This window comes from Kocuria sp. HSID17590, assembly GCF_003989485.1.
Classification (GTDB): Bacteria; Actinomycetota; Actinomycetes; order Actinomycetales; family Micrococcaceae; genus Kocuria; species Kocuria salsicia.
This window is the reverse complement of record NZ_RBMB01000010.1, coordinates 44377-59501: the sequence shown is the minus strand read 5'-3', so window position 1 is coordinate 59501 and position 15125 is coordinate 44377. Positions and strand designations below refer to the sequence as shown.

11 protein-coding genes are annotated in these 15125 nt (G+C 69.1%); 3 read left to right on the top strand and 8 right to left on the bottom strand.

Going from position 1 to position 15125, the window contains the following annotated elements; all coding sequences use genetic code 11:
- Nucleotides 1-87: 87 nt before the first annotated feature.
- The 3 genes from D8M39_RS05175 to D8M39_RS05165 form a co-directional block, all read right to left on the bottom strand.
- Nucleotides 88-1389, bottom strand: a complete 1302-nt coding sequence (locus tag D8M39_RS05175; RefSeq protein WP_126874566.1) for an ADP-ribosylglycohydrolase family protein — start codon at nucleotides 1387-1389, stop codon at nucleotides 88-90.
- A 137-nt stretch (nucleotides 1390-1526) separates the two neighbouring features.
- A complete protein-coding gene (locus D8M39_RS05170; protein WP_055084882.1) occupies nucleotides 1527-2306 on the bottom strand; it encodes a PKD domain-containing protein in 780 nt (259 codons plus the stop codon).
- 302 nt (nucleotides 2307-2608) lie between these two features.
- Nucleotides 2609-3388, bottom strand: a complete 780-nt coding sequence (locus tag D8M39_RS05165) for a DUF6318 family protein (RefSeq protein WP_094394220.1) — start codon at nucleotides 3386-3388, stop codon at nucleotides 2609-2611.
- A gap of 300 nt (nucleotides 3389-3688) precedes the next feature.
- On the opposite strand from D8M39_RS05165, the gene D8M39_RS05160 reads away from it, so the two are divergent.
- Genes D8M39_RS05160 through D8M39_RS05150 form a run of 3 tightly spaced genes read left to right on the top strand, consistent with a single transcriptional unit; the run spans nucleotide 3689 to nucleotide 9441 of the window.
- The gene (locus D8M39_RS05160; RefSeq protein WP_055083357.1) at nucleotides 3689-4930 is read left to right on the top strand and encodes an exonuclease SbcCD subunit D; all 1242 of its coding nucleotides are present in this window, start codon (nucleotides 3689-3691) and stop codon (nucleotides 4928-4930) included.
- The gene (locus D8M39_RS05155) at nucleotides 4927-8142 is read left to right on the top strand and encodes an AAA family ATPase (protein ID WP_238693963.1); all 3216 of its coding nucleotides are present in this window, start codon (nucleotides 4927-4929) and stop codon (nucleotides 8140-8142) included. Before D8M39_RS05160 ends, D8M39_RS05155 begins: the two co-directional genes overlap by 4 nt.
- A 9-nt stretch (nucleotides 8143-8151) precedes the next feature.
- A complete protein-coding gene (locus D8M39_RS05150) occupies nucleotides 8152-9441 on the top strand; it encodes a hypothetical protein (protein WP_055083361.1) in 1290 nt (429 codons plus the stop codon).
- 104 nt (nucleotides 9442-9545) lie between these two features.
- On the opposite strand, the gene D8M39_RS05145 is transcribed toward D8M39_RS05150, so the two are convergent.
- The 5 genes from D8M39_RS05145 to D8M39_RS05125 all read right to left on the bottom strand — a co-directional run bounded on the left by D8M39_RS05145 (nucleotide 9546) and on the right by D8M39_RS05125 (nucleotide 15057).
- The gene (locus tag D8M39_RS05145) at nucleotides 9546-10229 is read right to left on the bottom strand and encodes an MBL fold metallo-hydrolase (protein WP_094394218.1); all 684 of its coding nucleotides are present in this window, start codon (nucleotides 10227-10229) and stop codon (nucleotides 9546-9548) included.
- A complete protein-coding gene (locus tag D8M39_RS05140) occupies nucleotides 10226-11323 on the bottom strand; it encodes an S-(hydroxymethyl)mycothiol dehydrogenase (RefSeq protein WP_126874565.1) in 1098 nt (365 codons plus the stop codon). The genes D8M39_RS05145 and D8M39_RS05140 overlap by 4 nt, the downstream gene beginning before the upstream one ends.
- Before the next feature lie 223 nt (nucleotides 11324-11546).
- Nucleotides 11547-12626 (bottom strand): YihY/virulence factor BrkB family protein, encoded by a 1080-nt coding sequence (locus D8M39_RS05135; protein ID WP_126874564.1) that lies wholly within the window; start codon nucleotides 12624-12626, stop codon nucleotides 11547-11549.
- Nucleotides 12627-12925: 299 nt separating this feature from the next.
- Entirely contained in the window at nucleotides 12926-13336 is a 411-nt protein-coding gene (locus D8M39_RS05130; RefSeq protein WP_232300230.1) for a MarR family winged helix-turn-helix transcriptional regulator, read from the bottom strand.
- 236 nt (nucleotides 13337-13572) lie between these two features.
- Entirely contained in the window at nucleotides 13573-15057 is a 1485-nt protein-coding gene (locus tag D8M39_RS05125) for a malate:quinone oxidoreductase (RefSeq protein WP_094394212.1), read from the bottom strand.
- Nucleotides 15058-15125 lie beyond the last annotated feature (68 nt).

Genomic DNA, 15125 nt, shown 5'->3' with positions numbered 1-15125 from the left:
ACTTGCCGCTTGCCTGGTTGCCACTAGCCCGCGGACTCGGGAAAGCAGGCCGGAGCTACGACTGGTCCGCAGTCTCGGAGGGCCCGGTCAGGGCCGCCACAGGGAGTTCCACTGCTCCGCGAGGCAGAGAAGCTCGGCGCGCACCGGATCTACGGCATCCCGCGACCCGGCGCCCTCGGCACTGTCGGTGATCCCGGCACTCTCAGTGTCCTCGGTGTTCCCAGTGCTGCCTCGGCGTGATCCCGCCGGGGCCCCCACGGTGGGAGCGGCGCCGAGGGAGTCAGCGCCGTCGGACGTCATGGGTTCCGCCGCCCGCTGATCGTCGGCCCGGGGCGCATTCTCTGTCTCCACCCGAGCGGCTGCAAGTCCCCAGCGGGCGGCCGCGACGACGAGAACCACGTGCCGCGCCGCGGAACTCGTCACGCCCCGGTCGGTGAGCAGTGCGCAGGCCGCGCGAGCGACGTCGTCTCCCGAGCCGGGCCGGCCACGGCCCGTCAACGCACGGTCGCCGACGTGGTCCTCACGTGTGGAGTCCCCACTCGTGAGGACCTCACGTTCTGCTGCGTCCTCGACCGCGAGCAGTGCCGCGAGGCCCAGAGCCAGGGCTTCAGTGGCCGTGGCGCCCGTGCCCAGCCGACCCGTGAGGATCTCGGGAGCACCGGTCCAGAGCGCCGCGCGGGAGTCCGCGTCGGCCAGGGTGGCGAGCAGGTGACGTGTGCGCGGGGCGGGCCTCGTGATCTCGGAGGAGACCCGGGCCGTCTCTGCAACAACCTCTGCCAGCGAAGCGCCTGAACTGCGGGCTCGAACGGCCGCGTGGACCGTGAGGGCCAGGGCCGTTGCCGCGGTCTGTGCCTCCGGGCTGCCGTGGGTGATCGCCGCCGAGTCGAGGGCCAGCACGATGAGCGACTTCCACCCCACGTTCGGAATCAGGCCGTACGGCGCGGTGCGCGCCAGCACCTCGGGGCTCTGCGCGTCCGGCAGGACCGGCCGCAGGACCTCTCCGAGGCGGCCGGTGGCGAGGGCGGTGAAACTGTCCCCGTCGTGCGGACCAGGGGCGGAGAGCGCAGGGAAGTCACGGTCAAGGACGTCGACGGGCGGCCTGGGGGCGTCGGAGGGGAGCTGGGCTCCGTTGGCGACGGCCCAGCGGAGATACGCCAGCCACGCGCAGGCGGTGGGGTCAGCGGACTGGCCGTCGTTGGCCCAGCGCGCGACCTCGTTGAGCGCACTCACCGTGCGGGCTGAGAGCTGGACGGCCTCGTTCCCAGCGACCGGGTCACCTGCGGCCCAGGGTGCCAGGAGGACGCTGCGCACGGCGTTCGGATAGTCCGACGACGACGGATCCAGGCCGTGGTCTCGGTCCAGCAGTTCAGGGGTCCCGGGTGACGTCATGGCTCCAGTCTATGAAAGGTGCGACTTCACGGCGCGGCTCGATTCAGTCCTAATTCCCTGACTCCGGGGCTCCCCGGCCCTGGGCTTCCGGCTCCCCGGCTCCTGGGCCCCTGACTTCCTGGGTCTCCGAGTGCGCGTCAGCGGCGACCGCCCGGGCAGCCGAGTCCCGCGGGGTTGACCAGGCAGTCGTCGGCGACGTTGTGCACCGTGGCCCGCCACACCGTGAGCGCGACGGGCGGCGACGTGACCTGGTTGTAGCCGTTGACCGGCTGCCACCCGGTGCCCGCGATGTTGTACTCCCCGTAGAACGAGGTGGTGAGAGTCAGGCTGTAGTCGCCGGTGGCCGTGTAGACGTGCGACGTGTCGGTGGGGACGTCCCATTCCCCGTCTGCCAGCGGGGCGCCCGTGAGGGGAGTGGGGCCGAGTGTGCTGCCGTCGCCGTAGTTCCAGGTGTACTGCACGGGATAGGCGCGGACCGACACGGGATAGCCGCCCAGGGTGGTCTCAAAAGTTTGGGGCTGCGCCACCGCGTAGACGTTCGTGTTCATGTTCTTCAAGGTGTCCGGGGCTGGTTGGGCGTGGTTCTCCGCCGGTGCCACCGCGAGCTGCTGGAAATCCTGGAGCGTGAAGACGGGCAGGGGGACGTAGCCTTCATCGTCTGCACCCTCAGCCTGTCCCTGGGCCACGCACATCTGTGTCCCGCGAGCAGAACGCTGGCCGTCCCCAGTGCCACCCACCACGACGTCCATGTTCACACCCTTGGCTCCCGAGTCATCGGTGCACTCCTGCGACGTCCGGCAGCGAGTGAGCGCAGAGCCCTTGTCGTCGATGCAGGGATCCTGCAGACCGTAGGTCGTCCGGTTCTTGGCCGTGTCCATGAGCTGCGAGTTGAAGAAGATGGAGTCGTCGTTCGACATCAAGGCGTTGCGCAGAGCTTTCTGAAATGCGGCATCCTTGTCGGGATCCCAGGGTGCACCGTTGGCCGTTACCCCTAAGCCACCCGAAGATACCCCAGAAGTGGCGTTTGCGCCTGGAGCGTGATTTGCATCTAATTTGATAGTGATGGAACTGCCATTAGCACTCGCGGATGTATTGACGGAGCCATCTTCGCGCCCGTTGCCAAATCCCCCATAATTACTGCCATCGTCGCCCCTTGCTGGCGTCATAGTTAATGATAAACATATAACGGCAAGGATAGCCCACGTGCTAAAGGTTCGCATCACATCGATCCTCGCGGAGATGCGGTAACGTACAGCCAGGACCCCTCTTTGTACAATATGTAGACATCAAAGCGGTCTTTTAGGTCAAAGGGAATCTGTCGCTCTATAACCTTACCACCCCTGAAGGTAACCAGCCCGTAATTTACCGTTTCGACAGGTAGGTTGTACCCGCCGTCAGCACGCTTAATAAATGAATCAGGGATAATTTTTTGAATTTCCATTCCGCCACCGGACCAGTTTCCGTCGGAGTACACGCGATCGAACGAGTCGTATTGCTCAACACAATTCGCGCAGTCTGTAGAGGTGACTTGGCGTATTAACGAGGTATCGCCGGTTTGAATGGAGTACCACTGTGCATCGGCTCGGTAGTTGAGAAAAGCCTGCGCGCCGGCCTCCGTCTCCTGCTTGGCCTCCTCGGGCATGACGGGTTTCGGCACGTTCCTCGCGGGGTGCTCGAGGGTGGCGGGTTCGTAGTCGTCGGGAACCTTCTGGCCCGTGGCGAGCACGGTGGGTTCCTGGGGGCGCCAGTCGTCGGGCAGGGGGCTCTCCGAGCCGGAAGGTGCGGGCGTCGTCGTGCTGGTGTCCCCGGCCCCGGCGCTGGCGGTGGACTCAGCCGATGCGCTGGCGCGGGAGGATGACGAGGAGTCGGTCGACGCCGTGGCCGTCTCCTCGGGGGCGCCGCCACCACCCGTGCACCCCGTGAGCAGCACCGCCGCCAGGACCGCGGCGGAGACCCCCGCTGCACGTCGGCTCCTCGCGACGACATCGTGGATGCTCATGAATTCCCCCTGTCTCGCCACACCAGGTGTGACGTGTCCAACATCTCCCAGAGCATAGGGGTGCTTCCCGCCGGGAGCCACACCCGGTCGCGCACTGTGGAGAGCGTGGAATATGCGCATGCATGACCGCATGTCAGAGCCGTGTGAGGAGGCACAAAGCGGCGCAACAATCCCGCGATTTCGAGACATCGGGTCGGCCAGAGGGACGGCACGGCGTTCCGGCAGTCGACCTCGACCGGGGTCTCTCCTCACCGACGACCGTCGCTTATGCGTGTCTGTGCTCCGTCTTACAGTGGGCTCATGCTGATCCTGCACACCTCCGACTGGCACCTGGGGCGGACCTTCCACGGCGTCGACATCCTGGATGTCCAGGCGCGCGCCATGGGCGAGATCGTCGACTGGGTCCGCCGGTACGGGGTGGACGTGGTTCTGGTGTCCGGCGACGTCTACGACCGCGCTCAACCCCGCACCGAGGTGGTGGAGCTGCTGAACACGACCCTGGCCCAGATCCGGGAGGCGGGGGCCTACGTGGTGCTGACGAGTGGCAACCACGACTCCCCGGCGCGCCTGGGCTTCGGTTCCCGCATCATGGCCCATGGCGGAGTGTTCCTCCTGACCACTCTGGAGGGTTCCGCCCGGCCGGTTCTGTTTTCGGAGTCGTCCGTCGGAGGGGTCACAGCCACCCGGGTCGAGGTGGCCGGTGAAGAGACCGGCGGGCGAACGGCCCCGCAGCTTCCGTCCACGGGTGATGACGCCGCAGCCCTCGCGGTCTACGGCATTCCCTACCTGGATCCGCGGGCCACCGCGCCTCTGCTCGACTGCGCACTCACCCACCAGGCGGTGCTGGGCGCGGTCATACACCGTGTGAACGAGGACCGGGCCTCCCGAGGTTCACCCGCATCCGTGGTCATGGCGCACGCCTTCGTCACGGGGGCCGAGGCCACCGATTCCGAGCGCGTGGTGGACTCCGGAGGACTGGGGACGGTCTCGGCGCAGGTCTTCGCGGCGCACGACTACGCGGCCCTGGGCCACATCCACCGACGTCAGCGCATCACGGAGACGGCTCGCTACAGCGGATCACCCGTGGCCTACTCCTTTTCGGAGGCCACCCACGCCAAGGGCGCGTGGTTGGTGACGGTCGGTGAGAAGGGCGTGGACGACGTCGTCCCCCTGGACCACCGGGCCGGCCTGCGGCTGGCCCGGCTGCGGGGCCCGCTCGAGTCGCTGCTCTCCGACCCCGCGCTCGGCACGGAGGAGGAGGCCTGGTGCCAAGTGGTCCTCACGGACGAGGAACGCCCGGCCTCCGCGATGGAGCGGGTGCGCGCTCGCTTTCCCAAGACGGTGGAGCTGAGGTGGGAGCCCGACGGCGGTCGGGCCAGTACCGAGCGTGCCTACAGCGCACGCCTGGCGGAGGCCACGACCACAGAGGAACTGTGCGCCCAGTTCTACCAGCACGTCCGCTCGCGCGGACTCACGGCGGAGGAGTCGGCGGAGATCGCGGACGTCGTCTCCACCGTGCAGAGCAGGGGAGTGGAACAGTGAAACTGCACCGTCTGGAGATCACCGCCTTCGGGCCGTTCCCGCAGCACGAGACCGTGGACTTCGATGCGCTCAACGAAGCCGGGGTCTTCCTGCTCAACGGCGAGACCGGTGCCGGCAAGACGAGCGTGCTGGACGCCGTCTGCTTCGCCCTCTACGGCTCCGGACCCACCACCGTGGGCAAGGGCGGCCGCAAGGTCCAGCACAGCGACCACGCGGACCCCCACACCGGGCCGTGCGTGGAGGTGGAGTTCACGGCGTCCGGCCGACGGTGGTGCGTCACCCGGACCCCGGCGTGGCGGGAGCCCTCCACGCGGGCGGCCTCCGGATGGAGCGACCGCCACGCCACAGTGCTGCTGCGCGAGTACACGGAGGGGCAGTGGGTTGACCGGGGGTACCGCCCGGACGACGTGGGCCAGGCCATCCACCACGCGGTGGGCCTGGACCGGGAGCAGTTCACCCAGGTGATGATGCTGCCCCAGGGCAAGTTCGCCCAGTTCCTCCAGGCCGGATCCCGGGAGCGGGAGGAACTCCTGGAGACGCTGTTCGGCACGGACGTCTACGCGGACGTCCAGGAGGAGCTGAAGGCCCGGGCAGATGCCGCCAGGGCCGACACGGCGTCGGCTCAGCTCGAGTGGGAACGCTCCGAGGAACTCTTTCACCGCCTGGGGGAGCGCCTGTCGCAACTCAACGAGCAGGATCCGCGGAGCGGTCTGCCCGGAAGGGGACCCGTCCTGTCGCCGGCTGACGCAGCGGACGGAGTGCGCACGGCGAGCGAGGATAATTCCCCGGACGACGACGGCGGCGATGACGAGGACAGCGGCGGCGAAACCCCTCCTCAGGAGAAACCGGCTGGCCTCTCCGAGCGGTGGAGCGCCCTCGTGTCCGACTGCGAATTGGCGCTTGCTGGTGCCGGGGCCGCCCGCGATGAAGCTGCCGATCGCCATGCGGCCTCTCAGCAGCGGATCACGGAACTCGAGGCGCTGAGCGGGCTCCTCGCCCGTTTCGACCGGCTCGCGGCGCGTCGAGCCGAGCTGCGGGCGCAGTCGCAGCGCCTCGAGGACGCGGGACGTCGGCTCGAGGAGCACACGGCTGCAGAGACCCTCACGGAGCCCGTGACCACGGCGGTCAGGGCTCGACAGCGCGTGGCGGACTCTGCCTCCGCGGTCGAGGCCCTGCGGGCGGCACTCACGCAGGACACCGCAGGGGCACGGTCACTCCGGGACGTCCTGCGCGACCAACCTGATCTGGTCCGCGAGCTGGAGAGCACCCCCGAGATGCCCCGGCAGCTGCGGGACGCGGCGGTGACCGCGCGTGAGGCCGCACGGGCTGCAGCGGAACGTGCCCGGACCCTGGCCGAGGACGAGACCGCCCTGGCGCGGGACGAGGAGAGTCTGCATGCACTTGAGCTGCGAGCCGAGGAGATCGCGGCGGAGCTGACCGCACGGCGCGCGGACCTCGTGCGGTGGGAGGACTCCCGCCAGGAGCTCGAACTGCACGTCAAGGACGAGGGCCTCGTGAGGGAGCGTGCCCGGGCGGCGCGCGAGGCGGTCGAGGCCAGCCGTGACTACGCCCGGGCCCGTGAGACGGAAAACGCGCGGGCCGCAGAGTTCGAGTCCGCCGAGACTGCCCGGCGTGAAGCGGCCCGCCGGGTGGAGTCCCTGGAGGCCCGCCGCTATGCCGGTGCCGCCGCCAGCCTCGCCCGCGAACTCTCCGAGGGGGATCCGTGCCCGGTGTGCGGTTCCACGGAGCACCCGTGCCCGGCCACGGGAGATGCGGAGCAGGACGTCAGCCCCGGGATGCTCCAAGGCGCCCGGGAGGATCGGGAGACGGCGCAGAACACCGCCGATGCGGCCCACCAGCGCTGGCAGCAGGCGCAGCGCACGAGCGCGGAACACCTGGCGCGCGGTGCGACTGAGGACCTCGCAGACGTCGCGGAACGCGCACGGCGGGCAGCTCTCGCCGAGGAGGCCCTCGAATCCGCCCTCGCGGAACTGGAGCGCGGCACGGAGGAAGTGGCCACCGTGCACGAAGCCGTGACCCGTCTCGAGACGGAGGAACGTGACGTGGCCACGCAGATGGCGGGTGTGCGCACGGGTGTGGAGGCGGCACGTGCCCGCTGCGCGTCGGAGCGGGAGCGTGTGACCCGTGCCCTCGGGCCCTTCGCGTCCGTCCAGGACTGGGTCCGGGCCGCCGAGGAACTCGTGCAGCTCACCACCCGCTGGTCCGACGCGCAGGACGAACGGGACGCGGCCCGGCACGAGGAACGGACGGCGGAGGAAGCCCTCGAGCGCACACTCGCGCGGTCCCCCTTCAGCACGGAGGCGGAGGTCCACGAGGCCCTCATGGACGAGGAGGAGGCCACTGACCTGACCGGCTGGGTCACGCGTGTCACCAGCGAGGTCGCGGCGCTGGACGCGGAACTCGCGACCCAGGACATGCAGCGCGCCGCTCGGCTCACCGAGCAGCAACGCCAGGATGCGTCGGCGGAGGCACGTCACCGGGCCCAGTCCGAGTGCGACGAGGCGGCGCGGCACAGGGATGCGCTCAACCGGCTGCTCGGGGGCCTCGAAGGCCTCACCGCCGAGGCGCGGTCCCATGCCCACGAGGCACCCGCCCGAGAAGCCGCACTGCGAGCTGCCCGGGACCGTGCGGAACGCCTGAGCGGGCTCGCCGGCGTGGCCACCGCGACTTCCTCGGAGAACTCCCTCCGCATGACCCTGACCTCCTTCGTCCTGGCCGCGAAACTGGAACATGTGGCGGCCGTCGCCTCCGAGCACCTCGCCACGATGTCGTCCGGGCGGTTCACTCTCGTGCACACCGACCAGACCCGGGGCAGTGGCAAGTCCGGCCTGGGGCTGGAGATCGAGGACGCCTGGACCGGAGCACGCCGCGGCACCGAGACCCTCTCCGGGGGCGAGTCGTTCTTCACCTCACTGGCGCTGGCACTGGCGCTCGCGGACGTCGTGCGGGCAGATGCCGGGGGCACGGAGATCGACACGCTGTTCGTGGACGAGGGCTTCGGCTCCCTGGACGAGCAGACGCTGGAACAGGTCCTGGAGACCCTGGACGGGCTGCGCCGCGGTGGGCGGGTGATCGGGGTGGTCTCCCACGTGAGCGAGATGAAGCAGCGGATCGAGACCCAGCTGGTGGTCACCAAGACCCCCCGGGGTTCGCACCTGCGCGTCGAGACCGGTTCTGCGGTGCTCACGTAGGCTGAGACGGTGAGTACCGCGACCCGCACCCCGGTGCCCGTTTCCGCGCCGCCCGATCCCGCCGCACGGGAACGGCTCGTCCGCAGCGACCGCCAGCTCAGCACGATCACCCTGCTGCTGAGGCTGCCCCAGGTCATGGCTCCGCTCGGGGTGCTCACGTGGGTTGCGGTGTCCGCGTCCTCGGCGTGGGCCGCGGCCCTGAGCTCCGCCGCGCTCTGTCTCGGCATGGCCGTGTGCGCCGTGGGGATGGCCCTGTTCTCTAACGTCCGCTGGCGGCAGTGGGCGCTGGCCGGGATCGCCCTGATCCAGGGCGGGGTGATGTGGCAGCTCTCCCGGGTGGACGTCTCCACGGTGCCCGTCTCGTGGGGTGCGGTCTCCGCCTTCGTTCCCTTCTTCATCGCAGGCCTTTCCCTGGCGCCCATGGGCCTCGCGGCCCGTCTGCGCTGGGCCTCCGTCCTGGAGGGACAGGGTCGGCTCGAAGCCTTCTCGTCGGCCATGCGGCGGGAGTCCGTCAACGAGGCCCTCGCCACCGTTCTGGGCGCGGCCCTCACCGGGCTGCTCGCGGTGGTCATTGGCCCCTCCTCCGTTCTGAAGGTCTCTGCCACACTGTCCCTCGTCACCATCGCGCTCTTCGTGGCGCACCGTTCGTCCCGCTATCCGCAGGCCAACGTGCCGGTCCACCTGCTGCGGGTGGACCGTTCCGTGCCGCCCGCACCCCGCACCACCACGTTCCGGCTGCGCCACGGTCTGCTCTACGGCATCGGCGCGCTCAATGCGCTGCTCGGGGCTGTGCAGGGCTGCCTGGCGGTCTACTCCGTGTCTCTCGACAGCGTGGAGACGATGGGTGCGATCTACGCGCTCCTGGGATTCGGCGCGGCCGTGGGTTCGAGCCTGGCGGTGCGGTTCCGGCACCGCATCACGGCGTCCAACATGATGGTGCTCTCGGGCACCGGGGCCCTGGTGACGTCCATGCTGCTCTCGGCACCCTCCGGGTCTCTGGGGTACTCGGTGGTGCTGCTGCTCGTGGGTCTCTTCTCCGGCCCCAGCCTGCTGTGCCTGCACAGTTCCGCCGGTCAGGTGGGCGTCACCACGGGGTTCCTGGGCCTGGTCGCCCAGATGTCCGTGGTCTCCAGCGCATCCACGGCCGTGGGGCTGATCGTCTGCGCCTACCTCGGCGTGCACCGCGACTACATGTCCGCGGCCATGGGGCCGGTCGCGGCGGCAATGCTCCTGCTGGGCACTGCGCTCTTCTTCAGCTACACGCTGCGCCGCTCGCCGGTCCACGATCCCAGGATCTGACCTCCCCACGGCTGGGGGGGGGGGGAGAGAAACTACGACGCCGCCCCGGCGCCTTCACCGTGGAAGGCACCGGGGCGGCGTCGTCGGCCGGTGGCGGGAACAGGTCAGTGCCCCCGGGCGATCCACTCGCCCAGGTGGGGCTTCTCCTCGCCGATCGTGGTGGCGTCTCCGTGCCCGGGGAGCACGAGCGTGTCCTCCGGCAGCGTCAGCAGGCGCTTGTCGATCGAGTCGATGATCGTCGGGAAGTCCGAGTAGGAGCGTCCCGTGGCTCCCGGGCCGCCCTGGAAGAGGGTGTCGCCGGTGAAGACCACTCCGTGCTCACCGAGATCGGGGGCGTGGAAGACCACCGAGCCGGGGGAGTGGCCGGGCGTGGCGAGCACCGTGAAGGTCACGGTGCCGGCGGTGAGCTCCTGGCCGTCGTGCAGCGGCTCCGGCTCGGTGCCCTCGGGGTGGACGGCGTGCCAGAGCATGAGGTCCTCGTGGCTCATCAGCACGGGAGGGTTGCCGTCGAGCTGCTCGACGACGTCCCGCACGGCCTTGATGTGGTCGTCGTGGCCGTGCGTGAGCAGCACGTGGGTGACGGTGCGGCCGTCCACCGCCGCGAGCACGGCCTCGGGGTCGTGGGCGGGATCGATCACCACGCACTCGGCCTGGTTCCCGACGACCCACACGTTGTTCTCGACGTCCCACGTCTGTCCGTCCAGGCTGAAGGTGCCTTCGGTGACGCAGTTGGTCACGCTCACACCGTCACGGGGATCGGTGACGACGGTCTCGGGTGTCTGCGTCATCGGGCCACCTCCACCACGGAGCGGAGGACCTTGCCGGACTTCATGGTCTCGAACGCCTCGTCCACCTGGTCAAGGCCGATGCGCTCAGAGACGAACGCGTCCAGGTCCAGGCGGCCCAGCACGTACTGGTCCACGAGCATGGGGAAGTCGCGGGAGGGCAGGGTGTCCCCGTACCACGCGGACTTGATGGACCCGCCGTGCGAGAACACCTCGTCCAGGGGGATCTCGGCAACCGTTCCGGGGTTGGGCACGCCCACGAGCACCATGCGCCCGGCGAGGTCTCGCGCCTGGAAGGCCTGCATGAAGGTGTCCGGCACGCCGACGGCGTCAATGACGAGGTCCGCGCCGTTGCCGTCGGTGAGCTCCCGGATGCCCTCCACGGCGTCTGCGGTGCGGGAGTTGACCACGTGGGTGGCCCCGAGACGCTGCGCGGTCGCGAGCTTCTCGTCGTCCACGTCCACCGCGATGATGGTGGTCGCGCCGGCGAGAGCGGCACCGGCGACGGCCGCGGTGCCCACACCGCCGCAGCCGATGACGGCCACGGACTCGCCGCGCTTGACCGCACCGGTGTTCAGCGCCGCGCCGATCCCCGCCGTCACCCCGCAGCCGAGCAGGCCCACGGCCGCGTACTGCTCGTCCTGCAGCGGGGTTTCGATCTTCGTGCACTGGCCGGCGGCCACGAGGGTCTTCTCCACGAACGCCCCGATGCCGAGGGCGGGCTCCAGCTCGGTGCCGTCCTCCAGGGTCATCTTCTGCGTGGCGTTGTGGGTGTTGAAGCAGTACCAGGGCTCGCCCCGCCGGCACGCGCGGCACTCGCCGCACACCGCGCGCCAGTTGAGGATCACGTGGTCACCCACCTCCACCTCGGTGACGCCTTCACCCACCGCGCTGACCACGCCGGCGGCCTCGTGGCCCAGAAGGTAGGGGAAGTCGTCCCCCACGCCGCCCACCTTGTAGTGCAGGTCCGTCTGGCACACCCCGCACGTGAGCACGTCCACGAGTGCTTCGCCCGGCCCGGGATCCGGGACCAGGACGGTCTCGAGGGTTGCCGGCTCGTTCTTGGCGCGTACGACGACGCCCTTGACCTTGTGCATGCGGTTGCCTCCGTCGACTCGGATTCTGTGTCCACCCCAGTATGCGCGTTACCCCGTGCGCGGGACACCGGCCGTGCGCCGTCGTTCGCCCGCCGAGGAAATGCGCCCGCCGAGGAGCGCGCCCCGGCGGAGGGGCGGAGGGGGAGATCGGGAGTGCACGAGGGGCCCGCACGGTGGTCACAGTGCGGGCCCCTCACGAGGAACAGGCTGTGCCGGAACCGGCTCAGGAGCCCTGGGAGTAGTCGATGTGCTCGGTGTGCAGCCGGATCTTGCGGCCCTGCGCCTCGAGCTTCTCCTCCTTCTTCTGCAGCTTCTTGGCCTGCGCCGTGTCGCGCGGGGGAAGCTGGATGGTGCGCTCGGCGCGGATGCCGCCCTGCAGCTGGCGGCCGCGCTCGATCTCCGCGTCCACCTCGGCGCCCAGCAGCAGCACGTTGTTCATGATCCACAGTCCCAGCAGCAGGATGATCACGGAGCCGATCACGCCGTAGGTGGCGTTGTACTTGGCGAAGTTCGCCACGTAGAACGCGAACGCCAGGCCGGCCACTGCCATGGTCACCAGCGCAATCGCGGCACCGGGGCTGAGCCACTTGAACTTGGGCTGCTTCACGTTGGGCGTCGCGTAGTAGAGGATCGCGATGAGCAGCACGAGCAGGAGGATGATCACGGGGATCTTTGCCCAGTTCCAGACGGTCACGGCTGTGCTGCCCAGGCCCACGAGGTCCCCGAGGGTCTGTGCGATGTCGCCCGAGATCAGCACCATCATCATCACCAGCGCGACGATCAGGACCATCACGAGGGTCACGAGCAGCATGACCGGCTTCAGCTTCCAGAAGGGGCGCCCCTCCGTGACCTCGTAGATGCGGTTCATGGCGCGCGCGAAGGCCCCGGTGTAGCCGGAGGCGGTCCACAGCGCACCGACGATGCCGACGACCAGGGCCAGCCCCGCCCCCGACTGCGTGGTGAGCTGGGAGATGGGGCCGGAGAGCAGCTCCACCAGTGACGACGGGGCGTACTGGTCCAGGAAGTCCAGGATCGCGGTGGTGGTGGCCTCGCCCTGTCCGAAGACGCCCAGCAGGGACACGAGCGCGAGCAGCGCCGGGAAGATGGACAGCACGGCGAAGTACGTCAAGGAAGCCGCCAGGTCGGTGCACCCGTCCTTCGAGAACTCGGCCAGGCCGCGTTTGAAGATGTACCCCCAGGACCGGCCCTGGAGCTGGTGGGGGGAGTCGGGCTTCGAGTCGTGGTCAGGGTGCGGAGCGGCGTCCTTCCGGCGCGCGGTGGACTCCGGGTTCTGATCGGTCATGGGGGTCCTCTCGGGGAGCGGAAGGCACGGATGCGGAGCGGGAATACTCCCAGAAGTGTACTGACTTCCCGGCCCGCAGCCCAGTACTCGCGGTCCCGGCGCTCGCACGGGCCGACGACGTCGCCCGCCGCCCTGCCGTCCGTCGGGCAACCCCTGGGCAGCCTTCGCGGAACACCCGGTTCGAGGCTGCGAATCCCGCGGTCAGCCGCCGCAGGAACCTGCCGCGCGCCGTCGCGCCCCCGGACGACGACACCGCGCCCGTGAGAACTCACGGGCGCGGTGCGGGTGTGAGGCGCGTGTCAGCGCGACAGCGAGAGCGCGTACTGGTGGATCCGCTCGCTGAGCCGCGTGAGGACCCTGATCTCCTGGGCGTCGAGCGCAGTGCTCATCACGTCCGCGACCTTCTGGTCATTGTCCTGCGAGATCTCGTCGTGGAGCCGGTTCCCGGCCTCGGTCAGGGCCACGCGCACTCCGCGCAGGTCCTGGGAGTCCTGACGGCGAGTCACGAGTCCCTTGTTCTCGAGACGTTCGAGCATGCGGGACAGGCTCGACTGCGTCAGCAGCACGTGGCTGTTGAGGTCTCGCAGCCTCAGGCCCCCACGGTCGGCGCTGTGCAGCGTTGTCAGCACCTCGAACTCACGACGGGACAGACCGCGAAGATCGACTTCGCGCTGCAGCTCCCGCGTGACGGAGACATGGCAGCGACTCAAGGCATCCCACGCCTCGATACTCCCCCTTGACGTCATACTTCCCCCTTTAATAACGCCCACCCCCCGATGGGCGTTATCTACATGCTACGAGAGGGTACTGACAGTTCTCTTATGACCTGTGTCCACACTTCTGGCCGAAGCCACGGGGCCTGTCCACGAAAAGGGGGCACGGGGAAAAGAGAACGGGGGCCTCCGCACGCTGTGCACGAAAGCCCCCTCGAAAGAGCGCGTGAGATCTACTTGATGCCGAGCACCGAGGCGGTGTGGCCCATGATCTCGTCCGCGAGCCCCGGGTTGTCGTTGAGCTTCACACCGTAGGCGGGGATGAGTTCCTTGATGCGGGGCTCCCACTCGGACATCTTGGCCGGGAAGCACTTGGTCAGGAGGTTCAGCATGATCGGCACCGCGGTCGAGGCGCCGGGGGAGGCGCCGAGCAGGGCCCCAATGGAGCCGTCCGCGCTGGTCACGAGCTCCGTGCCGAACTGCAGCACGCCACCCTTGGCCTTGTCGGCCTTCATGACCTGCACGCGCTGACCGGCCTCGATGAGCTCCCACTGGGACTCCTCGGCGCTGGGGTAGTACTCGTGCAGCGCCTCGATGCGCTGGGAGCGGGTCTTGGTGAGCTCGCCCAGGAGATATTTGACCAGGTCCAGGTTCGCCATGCCCGCCCGGGTCATGGGGTAGAGGTTGTGCGCGCGCACGCTCTTGGGCAGGTCCAGCAGCGAGCCCTGCTTCAGGAAGTTCGGGCGGAACCCGCCGTAGGGACCGAACATTAGGGCGCGCTCGCCGTCCACGTAGCGCGTGTCCAGGTGGGGCACGGACATGGGCGGGGCACCCACGGACGCCTGGCCGTAGACCTTGGCATTGTGCTGGGCCGTGATGGTCGGGTCCACGTTGCGCAGGAACAGCCCCGAGACGGGGAATCCGCCGAAGCCCTTGGCCTCCTTGATCCCGGACTTCTGCAGCAGCGGCAGCGCGCCGCCGCCGGCACCCAGGAACACGAAGCGTGCCCGGATCACGCGGTTGTTGTCGCGGTTGAGGCGGTCCTTCACAGACACGAGCCAGGAGCCGTCGCTCTGGCGCTCCAGCGTGGTGACCTGCTGGCCGTACTGGATGCTCACGCCGCGGCCTCCCAGGTGGCGCAGCAGCTGGTTGGTCAGAGAGCCGAAGTCCACGTCCGTGCCCTCGGGAGCGAACGTTGCCGCTACGCGCCCGGCACCGCGGCCGTGCATGGTCAGGGGAGCCCACTGCGCGATCTGCTCGCGGTCCTCGGTGAACTCCATGCGCTCGAAGAGCTTGTGGGGCTTGAAGGCGTCGTAGCGGGCGCGTAGGTAGTTCGCGTGGTCGTCGCCGAAGACCATGGAGATGTGGGGCACGGAGTTGATGAATGTGCTGGGCGCGCCCAGCGTGCCGTTCTCCACGAGCGAGCTCCACAGCTGGCGCGTGATCTGGAACTGCTCGTTGATGTTCAGTGCCTTGGTGGCGCTGACTGTGCCGTCCGAGGCCTGGGGGGCGTAGTTGAGCTCGCACAGGGCGGAGTGGCCGGTGCCCGCGTTGTTCCAGGCGTTGGAGCTTTCGAGGCCGGCCGCGTCCAGACGCTCCAGCACCGTCAGCTTCCACTCCGGCTGGAGGTCGTTGAGCAGTGTGGCCAGGGTGGCGCTCATGATGCCGGCACCCACAAGGACGACGTCGGCGGTTTCGGTGTGCTGAGGTGAAGTCACGTTTTCTCCCGTGCGTTCGTGATGGGCGCGGCATCGCACCCTGGCGTTCGTCGTCCAGGGTATCGCCC